Source organism: Rhodococcus sp. CX (assembly GCF_015865005.1).
In the GTDB taxonomy this organism is placed as follows: domain Bacteria; phylum Actinomycetota; class Actinomycetes; order Mycobacteriales; family Mycobacteriaceae; genus Rhodococcus.
Genome location: NZ_JADZGH010000097.1, coordinates 1 through 11,928, shown reverse-complemented (window position 1 = coordinate 11,928; position 11,928 = coordinate 1). Strand labels below are relative to the sequence as shown.

The window sequence follows — 11,928 nt, the reverse complement described above, 5'->3', positions numbered from 1 at the left end:
TCTCGGCCGGGGTACCGTTCGCGATCACCCGGCCGAGATCGAGGACCACGATGCGATCGCACAGTTCGAGGACCAGGTCCATGTCGTGGTCGACGATGACGATCGTCACGCCCGCATCCCGGACCACTTTCAATTTCTCTCCGAGCCAACGACTCTCGGCACTCGCCAAACCTGCGGCGGGTTCGTCGAGCAGCAGCACCTGCGGTTGTCCCGCCAGCGCGCGGGCGACCGAGACCAATTGCTTGCGTCCCTGCGACAACTCACCGACCGGGCGGTCGACCAGCGCGGTGAGACCGAGCATCCGGAACAGGGAGTCTCTCCATTCGACCGACTCCTTCCCACGTCGCCACCCGCCGGCGGCGAACGTACCGACGGCGACATTCTCCCGAACCGAGAGATCGTCGTAGAGCGACATGTCCTGGAACGTCCGGCCCAGTCCGAGCCGACTCCGCCGGTGCGGTGGAAGGTCGTCGATCCGCTTGTCCCCGAGCGCAACCGACCCTCCAGCCTTCGCGAATCCGCTCAACGCGTCGATGCAGGTCGTCTTTCCCGCACCGTTGGGCCCGATGAGTCCGACGATCTCGCCGGACCGCACTTCGGTGGCGAAGTCGGCCAGTGCAGTGACGGCTCCGTGGGTCACCGTGAGGCCGTCCGCGGCGAGGACCACCTTCCCGGCGGTGTCGCTGTCCGCGGAGACCGTGGGCAACTCCGCCCCGGACGCGGTCGCGCCGCTTCCGATATCGTCGAGATCTTCTGTCTTCGAGCCGGTTCCGGAACCGAACCGGCCTCGGAGCCGCTGCATCTGCACGACCACCTGACCGGCGATGCCCTCGGGGTAACCGATCACCGTGAGGACCAGCAGGACACCGCCGATGAGCGCGTAGTAGTCCGCGAATCCCAGCAGCCGGTCCATGAGGACGAACACCACACCGCCGGCACCGAGCACCCCCGAGAGGATGCCACCGCTCACCAGCGTGACGCCCGCGATGTAGATCATCGCGAACATCGCGATCCCGCCGATGGTGGAGTACGACTCGGCGGTTGCCACCGTCTGCTGGTAGGCCATCAGGGATCCGCCGAGTCCGGCGATGAACGCGCCGATCGCGAACGCCGCGAGTTTCGTTCGCGCCACGTTGATCCCGGACGCGGCCGCGGCGCGCTCGTTGGCGCGAACGGCGAGCATGGCAGCACCCAACCGGCCCGTTCGCAATTTGACCACCGCCAGCGCGACGATCACGAGGACGAATAGGCAGAGGAACCCGAACACCGTCCGCGGGTAGCCCGCCCCGGATCCGATCGACAGGTCGATTCCGAACAGGGTCGGTTTCGCGACCGGCGCTCCTCCCATTCCGCCGTTCAGCGCGGTGTTCCGGAACCACACGAATTCCAGGAACACCGCCAGGGCGAGAGTGACCACCGTGACCGGCAAGCCACGGATCCGGAGGGCGGGGAGCCCGACGATCACGCCGATCACCGTCGCCACCATAGCCGCGAGGATCGGCGCGATCGGGAACGGAATGCCCAGATCGACCGTCAACCGGCTCAACGAGAATGCCCCGACACCGGCCAGGGTCAGCTGGGCCAGCGAGATCTGTCCCGCGAAACCCGTCACCACGACCTGCGACAGCCCCACGACCGCGAGGATGATACTGATGATGACCGCCCCGCGGAAGCTTCCCGAGGTGAGAAGTAGCGCCAGGACCGCGACAACGACGCCGGCGATCGCCGGCAGCAGGATCTTCTGCGGACGCGGCGCCCGTCCCAGGGTGGACTTCACGATCGCACCACGTGTCGGCAGTGGTTTTCCCCGGAAGACGAGGAAGACGAGAATGAGTGCGAGCGGCACGAGTTCGGCCATTCCCGCCCGCGGGAACCAGTCCACCGTCGCCTGCAGGTGGGTCATCTCCGACTGCAACATCCCGATGGCGAAACCGGCGGCCACGGTCAGTCCCATCGCGGTGAAGTTCCCGACCAGCGCGGCCGCGAGTGCGGGAATCACGAAGAGCGTGTAGGACACCGGGACGAGCGGAACGATCGGCGCGATGAGGATGCCGCTGATGCCCGCCACCACGGTGCTCAGCGCCCAGTTGCCGAGGGCGATCCGGTCGGGTGAGAGTCCGGTGACGAGCGCACCCTTCTCCGATTCGGCAGCCGCGCGAGTTGCCAAACCGAAACGGGTGTAACGGAACAGAGCGACGAGAATCACCGTCATCGCGACGACGATCACCGCGAACCACAGACGATCCTCGGGAATCCGGACGCCGAGGAGCGTGACGGCACCGTTCGGCAGGATGGGCTTGACCGACACGGGTGTCGTCCCGACACGGATCGCCAGCAGCGCCTGGATGACCAGCATGACGCCGATCGACACCACCGCCTTGGCCACCGGGGGTGCGTTCCGCACGAGCCGGAACACGGCCGCGTAGAGGAACACTCCCAGCAGCGCCGCGATCAGGAGCGACAGGAGAGCCGCGGGGACGAATCCCCACGGCCCGCCCACGTCCACCGTCGTCGGCATTCCGGGAATCGGGTTGAGCAACTCACCTTTCCGGAGCAGCCCGTACGTGTAGGCCACGTACAGGGCGATCGCGCCGGTGGCGAAGTTGACCACGCCCGAGCTACGGAAGGTCATCACCAGGGCGAGCCCCAGCGCCGCGTACACGGCGCCGTTGCCCAACCCCAGTGCGAGGAAAGCGAAGTGCTCGGACATCACTCACTCGTTTCCCGGTGCCCGAACGGCACGTCGCGCCACGATGTGTTCCCTTACCCAGCGGGTCATCCGACGACGACCGGCGAGGTGACCTGGCCGCCCTCGGCAACAGTTGCCCGGATCATCTTGTTGCTGCACACTGTGGGCATCATCGGCATCGCCGTGCCGTCACAGGTGAAGGTGATGCCGTCCGCCGCCGGCATGGGAACGTCCTTGGCGGTCTTGATCGCCTCGTTCACCGCGGCCGCGGTCGGTTCACCCTGCACACCCTGTGCGGCACGGATCAATCCGAGCATCGCCGCATAGCCGGTGCTCGTGAATCCACCGATCTCCACATCGGGGGCGTACTCATCCATCACCGCACGGTAGAGGACCGCTTCGGGCCCGTCGGAATCGATGTCGGCGCCGATGAAGACCAGCGACCCGTCGAGCGTATCGCCGACCGCGTCGACGACCGCGGGGTCGAGGCACGGCTGGATGACCATTTTCGCCTGGGTTGCACCGAGTGTCTGCAGGGACTTGAGCACGGACGTGCACATCGTCCCGTCACCGATCACCGCGACCGCCTCGGTCCCGTCCGCGAGCCCCGCGCTGACCTGCGGTGTGGAATCGGGAGTTCCGGGTGTCACCGGAGCGACCTGCAGCTCCACACCCGCCGCGTCGAATGTGCCCTTACCCACCGCCTCCGTCGAGGCGATCACCGTACCGGTGTCGATCACGTACGCGGCGACCTTCTTGTACCCCTGTTCGGCAGCGTATGCCGCCATGCCCGCGAGGGCACCCGGGAAACCGGGGCTCAGCACGTAGGTTCCGGGTGTCGTCAGCTCCGCGGCGCTCGTCCCGGAAGTCGTGAGATACGGGATGCCGGCCCCGGTGATGATCGGGACCATCGCGGCACCGTTTCCGGAGGTGGTGACGACGACCGCCGAGACGCCCTGCTCCACCATCTGGTTGGCACAGTCCTGGTTGGACGCCGGGTCCTCCTTGGCCGCACAGGAAACGACCTCGATCGGGTGCCCGGCGACGCCCCCGAGATGCGCATTGGCGTACTCGGCGGCCGCCTCCGCCGCCTGCCGGTTCTCCGGCATCGAAATCGCCGGTCCACCTTCGGGGTTGATCAGCCCGATCTTGATCGGTGTACCGGTGGCCGGGTTGTCGGCGAAGGCGCCCTCCGGCGCCTCGACCGAGCTGCCACCCGAGTCCTCGGCACTGTCCGTGCCGCAGGCCGTCCCGGCGATCAGCGCGGGAATCGCGAGGAGCATGCCGGCCCGTAGGACCGAGGTTCGACCGGCGGATCTGCACGTCTTGGACATGAGGCTTCCATCCTTCGTTCACGACGCGGGCGTCGGATGCTGAGGTAGTGACATGGATCACACAAAGCTCGGCTGAGCGTAGGACGGGCGACGCACATGTGTCAATAGGACAGCCTAGTTATCTAGGTGCGATACCTGACGACCGAATCTCCACGCCGAAGTCGGCGCGGTGGTCGCGCGCCCACTGTTCGAGGGTGCGGCCCGGCCGGCCGGTGAGGTCGGCGACGCCCGGGCGCACCGCGTCCGGGACCTCGACGGTGTCGCGCCAGTAGTCGAGGAGCATCCGCAGGATGCCGTCGTCGAGGAACTGCGCCGTCTCGGCGCGGAACTCGTCCGGGGAGATCTCGACCAGAGTGAGGGCGCGGCCCAGTCCGGCGCCGAGAGCCTCGACTTGCTGTGTGCGCGTGAGCGAGCGGTCGTCGGTGAGGGCGGCGACGGCCGCATCGGCGACATCCGCCTCGTGGATCGGTGCCTGCGCGGAGCGCACGTACGGTGCCCGGATCGGCGCGCCGGACCGGATCGACCACGCCCAGGACAGCAGATTGGCCGCGAACGTGCCGGGGCGCAGGATCGTCCAGTTGTCGGTGCGCTCGGTCACCGCCGACTCGACCGCGCTGTGATGAACCTGGCTGGCGGACCCGACGTCACGCGGAAACTCCTGTGCCGCAGCGAGCGACGACAGCACCACGAACTTCTCGACGCCGTGCTCCACGGCGTCGTCCACGAACGCGTCGACGCCGGCCGCGGGAAACACGAACGCGCGGTCCACGCCGGTGAAGGCGGCCCCGGGGACTCCGCCCGGGATCGAGAGGTCGCCGCCGACGACCTCGACGGCGTCGGGCAGTGCAGCAGTGTCGGGGGTGCGGGTGATCGCGCGGACGGATTCGCCGCGCGCGAGGAGCGTATCGATGAGCAGGCGGCCGACGGATCCGGTTGCGCCGGTGACGAGGACGGTCATGGGGCTCTCCTTCGGGTCGGGCACCGACGGTTCGGTGCGCACGCCCACGATCTCCGCAATCGCGGACGAATCCCGTCCTCGTCCACCGTGACCGCGAAAAGGAACCGGCCGCCGCCGCGAAGATCGCGACGACGGCCGGTGCGGCGAACGAAACTGCGGTGAACGAAACCGCTGGGGAACGAAACCCTCAGGGCCGGTAGGCCCCCGAGGTGGCGAGCACCCATGCGAACTCGAACGCGACCTCGCGCCACTTCTCGTAGCGGCCCGACACTCCCCCGTGCCCGGCGCTCATCTCCGTCTTGAGGAGCAGCGGCGCATCGCCGGTCTTGGTGGCGCGCAGTTTGGCGACCCACTTGGCCGGTTCGACGTACAGCACCCGGGTGTCGTTGATGCTCGTGATCGCCAGGATCGCCGGGTAGTCCTTGGCCTCGACGTTCTCGTACGGGCTGTACGAGCGCATGTACGCGTACACCTCGGGATTGTCGAGCGGGTTGCCCCACTCGTCCCACTCGATGACGGTCAGCGGCAGCGACGGATCGAGGATCGAGGTCAGCGGATCGACGAACGGCACGTTCGCGAGGATGCCCGCGAACAACTCGGGCGCGAGGTTCGCGACCGCACCCATGAGCAGACCGCCCGCGCTGCCGCCGTCCGCGACCAGACGATCCGGGGACGTCACCCCGGCGTCGATCAGGTGCTGCGCGCACGCGACGAAATCGGTGAAGGTGTTCTTCTTGGTGAGCGCCTTGCCGTTCTCGTACCAGTGCCGGCCCATCTCGCCGCCGCCGCGGACGTGGGCGACCGCGAACACCATGCCGCGGTCCAGCAGCGACAGCCGTGCCACCGAGAACCCGGGATCGATGCTCGCCTCGTACGAGCCGTAGCCGTAGAGCAGTGTCGGGGCGGGACCCTCGGGCAGGTCCTTGCGCTGCACGATCGACAGCGGAATCCGGGTGCCGTCTTCCGCGACCGCCCACTCCCGGCGCTGCTCGTACCGGGTGGGATCGAAGTCGCCCAGCACCGGTTGCGCCTTGCGCAGCAGCAGTTCGCCGGTGTCGACGACGAGGTCGTAGACCCGGCTCGGGGTGATGAACGACGTGAACCCGAGGCGGAGCGTCGGCTGGTTCCACTCGGGGTTCGCGCCCGGTCCGACGGAGAACAGTTCCTCGTCGAATTCGATCTCCGTGAAATCGCCGTAGCCGTCGGCCGTCAGCGGCCACACCGCGAGCCGGGTCAGCGCCTCACGCCGGTACCCGATGACCAGGTGACCCGCGAACGCGTCGACGTCCTCGAGCCGCACGTCGTCGCGGTGCTCGATGAGGGTGTGCAGTGCGGACGGATCGTCGACGGGCGCCTCCGCGAGCACGAAGTTCTCGGCCTTCACGCCGGCGGGATCGACGTCGTTGTGCAGCACGAGGAATCGGTCCTCACCCGCGACGACGGCGTGCTCCGCGCTGTACTCGACACCCTCACGGCGTGGCAGCAGCACACGGAATTCGCCTGTCGGGTTCTCGGATTCGAGGACCCACCCTTCGGTGGTGATCTTCGATCCGACCCAGATCATCAGGTACTTCTCGCTGCGGGTCGAGCCCACCGACACCCAGAACCGCTCGTCCGGTTCGTGGAAGACCTTCACGTCCTCGCTGCGGTCGGTACCGAGGCGGTGCCGCCACACCGTGTCCGGCCGCCACGACTCGTCGACGGTGAGATAGAAGACGTGGGTGTGGTCGATCGCCCACGTCGCGCCGGGCGCGGTGCCGGGAATCTCGTCGGGCAGCAGTTCACCGGAGACGAGGTTCTTGAACCGCAGCGTGTACCGCTCGTCGCCGACCACGTCGGTCGAGTAGGCGAGCAGCGTGCCGTCGTGGCTGACCGAGAACGCGCCGATGGAGAAGAACTCGTGGCCCTCGGCTTCGGCGTTGCCGTCGAGCAGGATCTGCTCGCCGGGCAACTCGACGCCCGGCGCCGGTTCCGGCGGTGTCCAGTCGTCGGGGCCGGAGATCGGGCAGCGGCACTGGATTCCGTACTGCTTCCCCTCGGCGGTGCGGGCGTAGTACCACCAGTCGCCGAGCCGGGTCGGCACCGACATGTCGGTTTCCTGCGTGCGCGACTTGATCTCGTCGAAGATCTTCTCGCGCAGCGGCGCCAGGTCCGCGGTCTGCTGTTCCGTCCACGCATTCTCGGCCTCGAGATATGCGATGACGTCGGGGTTCTCCTTGTCGCGCAACCATTCGTACTCGTCGACGAAGGTGTGTCCGTGATGGGTGCGCTCGATCGGAACCTTCTTGGCGACCGGGGGCGCCGACAGGGGTGCCGACTCCGGCATCACTGCCCCCCGATCCAGTCGTCGAACGACAGCCCGGAGATCCGCTCGTAGGCCTCGATGTAGCGGGCACGGGTCTTGTCGACGACGTGCTGCGGCAGCGCCGGCGGCGGGGTGTCGGACTTGCGGTCCCAGCCGGATTCCGGCCCGGTCAGCCAGTTGCGGACGATCTGCTTGTCGAAGCTCGGCTGCACCTTGCCTTCCTCGTACTCCTCGGCGGGCCAGTAGCGCGACGAATCCGGGGTGAGCACCTCGTCGGCGAGCACCAGGTTGCCGGCCTTGTCGAGACCGAACTCGAACTTGGTGTCGGCGAGCAGGATGCCGCGCTCGGACGCGTACATCGCGGCGCGGTCGTAGATGTCGAGGGTGTCCTGGCGCAGCTTCATCGCGAGGTTCAGGCCGACCTTCTCGGCGACCTGCTCGAAGCTGATGTTCTCGTCGTGGTCGCCGAGGTCGGCCTTGGTGGCGGGGGTGAAGATCGGCTCCGGCAGGCGGCTCGCCTCGACGAGCCCCTCGGGCAGCTTCACTCCGCACACCGAGCCGGTGGCCTGGTAGTCGAGCAGGCCGGAACCGGTGAGGTAGCCGCGGGCGACGCATTCGACGGGCACCATCTGCAGCCGCTTGACGACCAGCGCACGACCCAGGAGGTCTTCGGGGATGCGTTCGTCGTCGGGTTCACCGGCGAGATGGTTGTTCGCGTCGAGCAGGTTGAAGAAGAACACGCTCATCGCGGTGAGGACCCGGCCCTTGTCGGGAATCGGGGTGGCGAGCACGTGGTCGTAGGCCGAGATCCGGTCGCTGGCCACGAGCAGCAGGTGCTCGTCGTCGATGACATACAGGTCGCGGACCTTGCCGCCGGCGAGGTGGGAGTAGGACTCGAGTGAAGGACGCACGATGTCACCCTAGTGCTCGCGGGCGACATCCACGCCAAGCCGGTGACAGATCTCCCATCCGTGACAATGTCGAAGACACTCGGACACGATCCGATCGACGACGGGAGCACGATGGCAGCGGGAACGGTACATGTGGACGTCGGGTTCCGGTCGGAACGCGGTCCGATCCTGCTGGCCCTGATGCTCGCGACCGCGCTGGTCGCGCTCGAGAGCACCATCCTCGCGACCGCCGTCCCCACGATCGTCGCCGACCTCGGCGGATTCACCCAGTTCCCGTGGTTGTTCTCGAGCTATCTGCTGACGCAGGCGGTGCTCGTGCCGGTGTACGGCAAGCTGTCCGACGTGTTCGGCCGCAAACCGGTCCTGCTGTTCGGGATCGCGGTGTTCGCTCTCGGATCGTTGCTGTGTGCGCTGGCGTGGAGCATGCCCGCGCTGATCGCGTTCCGGGCGGTGCAGGGCATCGGCGCGGGGGCGGTGCTGCCGATGGCGCAGACCATCGCCGGGGACATCTATACCGTCGCCGAACGCGCGAAGGCGCAGGGCTACATCGCCAGCGTGTGGGGAATGTCCTCGGTCGTCGGGCCCGCGATCGGCGGCATCTTCTCGGACTTCGCATCCTGGCGCTGGATCTTCTGGGTGAACCTTCCGCTGTGCGCGCTCGCGGCGTGGGTGCTCATCCGCAGCTTCGACGAGTCGCGGACGGAGGACCGGCCGGAACGTCGGCCGATCGACTGGGCGGGCGCGACGGTTCTGGCGCTGGCCGCCGGGCTGCTGATCCTCGGTCTGCTCGAGGGCGGCCAGTCGTGGGCGTGGGCGTCGGTGCCGAGCGCGGCGATCTTCCTGGCGTCGGCCGCCCTGTTCGTGGTGTTCGGCCTGGTGGAGCGGCGGGCCGCGGATCCGATCCTGCCGGTGTGGGTGTTCACGCGGCGGGTGCTGTTGTCGACGAGCGCGGTCGCCGTGATGGTCGGCGCGGTGGTGATGGGCCTGACGTCGTACGTTCCGGCCTTCGTGCAGGGAGCGCTCGGCACCACTGCCCTGGTCGCCGGGTTCACCCTGGCGACGCTGACCATGGGCTGGCCGGTCGCGGCGTCGCAGTCGGGACGGTTGTATCTGCGCGTCGGGTTCCGGGTGACCGCGCTGATCGGCGCGGTACCGGCGATCTGCGGCACGGCCCTGCTGACGCGGCTCGACGTGCACTCGCAGATCTGGCACGTCGCGGCGTGCTGTGTGCTCATCGGTCTCGGGATGGGACTGATCGCCAGCCCCTCGCTGATCGCGGCGCAGGCGAGCGTCGGGTGGTCCGAGCGCGGCGTCGCGACCGGGGCGAACGCGTTCGCGCGCGGACTGGGCAGTGCCGTCGGGGTCGCGGTGTTCGGGGCGTTGGCCAACGCGGCGGCCGGGGGTACGGATGCCCCGGATGCCGGGCAGGTCGCCGCGTCGATCGATCCGGTGTTCTCCGCGGTGCTGATCGCGACGATCGCGCTGGCCGTCGCGGCGGCGACGATCCCGGGCCGCCCCGCCGACGCATCCTGACGCCGCAGCCCCACACGACCGGCGGTCGTGCGGGGCTGCATCGCCGTGGGTGGGAAGCGATCAGCAGGTGATGTCGCCGTCCGGCACGGTCAGGTCGACGAGGTACGACACGACCGGGGTGTCGATGCACCACTGTCCGGTCAGCGCGACCCCGTGCTGGGTGCCGCGGTAGGTGACCAGGACACCGCCCAGCTGATCCGCCAGATCGACACCGGCCTGGTAGGGCGTCGCGGGGTCCTCCGTGGTGGACACCACCAGCACCGGTGCCAGTCCCGACACCTCGACGGTGTGCGGGGTGCTCGTCGGCGGCACCGGCCAGAACGCGCACGTGTCGAGAGGTGCCTGACCGGAACCGTAACCGTCGTCGAGGAACGGTGCGGCCTCGCGCAGGCGAGTGTCGAGTTCACCGAGCGCCGCCCGGTCGGTCGAGGCAGGATCGTCGACGCATCGCACGGCGGTCATCGCCTCCGCCGAGTTCGAGTAGGCGCCGTCGGCGGATCGCCCCTCGTACAGGTCGGCGAGCATGAGCAGCGTGTCGCCGTTGCCCGCAGCCAGCTCGTCGAGCCCCGCCATCAGCGGCTCCCACATGTTCGGCGAATACAGACCCGCGATCACGCCCGTCATCGCATCCGAGTAGCTGAGGCCACGCGGATCCGCAGTCGCCGCCGGGCTGTCGACGAGGGGGTCGACGAGTTCCCGGAACCGCTGCACCGCCCCGGCGGGATCGTCCCCGAGCGGGCACCCGGCGAGTGTCGTGCAGCGCGTTGCGAACTCGTCGAACGCCTGCTGGAATCCGGCCATCTGGTTCAGCACCTGTTCGTCGGAATTCTGCTGGGGATCGAGGGCGCCGTCGAGGACCATCGCGCGCACGTTCTGCGGGAACTGCTCCGCGTAGGCGGTGCCGAGCCGGGTGCCGTACGAGTAGCCGAGGTAGGTGAGCTGCCGGTCGCCGAGCACCGCGCGGAGGACGTCCATGTCCCGGGCGACATCCCGTGTGCCGACGTTCGCGAGCACGTCCGTGCCGGTTCGTTCGGCGCACTGTGCCGCGAACTCCTGCGCCTCCTGTTCTGCCTCGGCAATAGCCTCCGGGCTGCGGTCGAGATCGGCCTCGGCCCTGTCCTCGTCCTTCTCCTCGGGGGTCAGGCACACGATCTGCGGGGTCGACGCTCCGATGCCGCGCGGATCGAACCCGATGACGTCGAAGTGCTCGGCCAGCGGCGTTCCGGTCCCCACCACTGCCATGCCGAGCCCGGAGGCACCGGGGCCACCGGGATTGACGAGCAGGGAACCGACCTTCTCACCGGTCGCCGCCATGCGGGACACCGCGATCTGCGCGGTCTGTCCCTGCGGATCGCCGTAGTCGACGGGAACGTTCACCTTCGCGCACTCGAGCGTGCTGAGGTCGGATCCGTCGGTGCTGAACCCGTCGCACGAACCCCACTCGATCTGCTGGGTGTAGAAGTCGTCCAGGCCGTCCGGGATCTCCCCGGCATCCGAGCGCACGTCGGGATCCGCCGCGGCGTACGGCACCGTGACGACACCGGCGGTCAGGAACGCCGCGGTCGTCAGGATCGCCGCTGCAGCGGCCCGCCGTCGCGGACGCACCTCGGAGAACTGTGAAGCCACCATGCGATTCGCCTGCCCTTCAAGAGGTTCGGGCGGACCTGCCCGAAGGCCCGAAGCGGAGTCTTCGGGTCCTTCGAGCGTCGCGGCGAAGGGTGGGGCGAACCAGCAGCCCTGGGTGGAGACAGCGGTACCCTCTGCGTTACCGGGGAATCCCGGAACGTGAGACGGTCAGGAACGCGTGAGCAGCGTGCACCACTGGTCGAGATCGGGAGCGGACGCCAGCGACACGAAATCGATGTCGGCTCCGGCGCCGCGCCAGTGTTCGACGAGCGCCATCAGACGCACCGAGTCGAGACCCTGGTCGACCAGGCTCGCCGTCGGGTCCAGCTCGTCGGGCTCCACCTCGAGAATCCGGGCGGTGTCGGCGAGAATCGTTCCCCGATCCAGCATGCTTCTCCTTCTGCTACGAATGCGCCGGCGCTGCCGTCACCGGCCCCCGACACCCGAGATATTTCGGTTAGGCTAACCGAAATCGAATACGGGTCAAAGCTCCCGTTCGCCCGACTCGACCCGGGCGAATGCGGTTCGACACCCACCCCGACGTGGTAGCACCAAAGGTTAGCCTAACCGTA

8 protein-coding genes are annotated in these 11,928 nt (G+C 68.3%); 1 reads left to right on the top strand and 7 read right to left on the bottom strand.

The genetic code is table 11. The features are described from left to right. The 5 genes from I0Q12_RS10380 to I0Q12_RS10360 all read right to left on the bottom strand — a co-directional run. Positions 1–2,710: branched-chain amino acid ABC transporter permease/ATP-binding protein (locus I0Q12_RS10380; protein ID WP_197251843.1), on the bottom strand; the 2,710-nt coding region annotated here is incomplete at its 3' end. A gap of 65 nt (positions 2,711–2,775) precedes the next feature. Further along, positions 2,776–4,023, bottom strand: coding sequence for an ABC transporter substrate-binding protein (locus I0Q12_RS10375; protein ID WP_197251842.1), 1,248 nt, complete (start codon positions 4,021–4,023; stop codon positions 2,776–2,778). A 118-nt stretch (positions 4,024–4,141) separates the two neighbouring features. Further along, positions 4,142–4,981, bottom strand: a complete 840-nt coding sequence (locus tag I0Q12_RS10370) for an SDR family oxidoreductase (protein ID WP_197251841.1) — start codon at positions 4,979–4,981, stop codon at positions 4,142–4,144. A 187-nt stretch (positions 4,982–5,168) separates the two neighbouring features. After that, positions 5,169–7,307, bottom strand: a complete 2,139-nt coding sequence (locus tag I0Q12_RS10365) for a S9 family peptidase (RefSeq protein WP_197251840.1) — start codon at positions 7,305–7,307, stop codon at positions 5,169–5,171. Next, a complete protein-coding gene (locus tag I0Q12_RS10360; protein WP_197251839.1) occupies positions 7,307–8,197 on the bottom strand; it encodes a phosphoribosylaminoimidazolesuccinocarboxamide synthase in 891 nt (296 codons plus the stop codon). Before I0Q12_RS10360 ends, I0Q12_RS10365 begins: the two co-directional genes overlap by 1 nt. A gap of 111 nt (positions 8,198–8,308) precedes the next feature. Between I0Q12_RS10360 and I0Q12_RS10355 the strand changes: the two genes are divergently transcribed. Continuing rightward, positions 8,309–9,730, top strand: coding sequence for an MDR family MFS transporter (locus I0Q12_RS10355; RefSeq protein ID WP_197251849.1), 1,422 nt, complete (start codon positions 8,309–8,311; stop codon positions 9,728–9,730). Between the two features lie 60 nt (positions 9,731–9,790). Here I0Q12_RS10355 and I0Q12_RS10350 read toward each other — a convergent pair whose 3' ends face one another. Both I0Q12_RS10350 and I0Q12_RS10345 read right to left on the bottom strand, forming a co-directional pair. Beyond that, the gene (locus I0Q12_RS10350) at positions 9,791–11,359 is read right to left on the bottom strand and encodes an alpha/beta hydrolase (RefSeq protein ID WP_197251838.1); all 1,569 of its coding nucleotides are present in this window, start codon (positions 11,357–11,359) and stop codon (positions 9,791–9,793) included. Between the two features lie 165 nt (positions 11,360–11,524). Next, positions 11,525–11,746 carry a phosphopantetheine-binding protein gene (locus tag I0Q12_RS10345; RefSeq protein WP_197251837.1) on the bottom strand — a complete coding sequence of 74 codons (222 nt, stop codon included), beginning with the start codon at positions 11,744–11,746 and terminating at the stop codon, positions 11,525–11,527. Positions 11,747–11,928: the final 182 nt, after the last annotated feature.

Bases quoted from the DNA above. Each gene is read 5' to 3' on its own strand.
- I0Q12_RS10370 (WP_197251841.1), bottom strand. From the start codon at position 4,981: ATGACCGTCCTCGTCACCGGCGCAACCGGATCCGTCGGCCGCCTGCTC.
- I0Q12_RS10375 (WP_197251842.1), bottom strand. From the start codon at position 4,023: ATGTCCAAGACGTGCAGATCCGCCGGTCGAACCTCGGTCCTACGGGCC.
- I0Q12_RS10350 (WP_197251838.1), bottom strand. From the start codon at position 11,359: ATGGTGGCTTCACAGTTCTCCGAGGTGCGTCCGCGACGGCGGGCCGCT.
- I0Q12_RS10355 (WP_197251849.1), top strand. From the start codon at position 8,309: ATGGCAGCGGGAACGGTACATGTGGACGTCGGGTTCCGGTCGGAACGC.
- I0Q12_RS10345 (WP_197251837.1), bottom strand. From the start codon at position 11,746: ATGCTGGATCGGGGAACGATTCTCGCCGACACCGCCCGGATTCTCGAG.
- I0Q12_RS10365 (WP_197251840.1), bottom strand. From the start codon at position 7,307: ATGCCGGAGTCGGCACCCCTGTCGGCGCCCCCGGTCGCCAAGAAGGTT.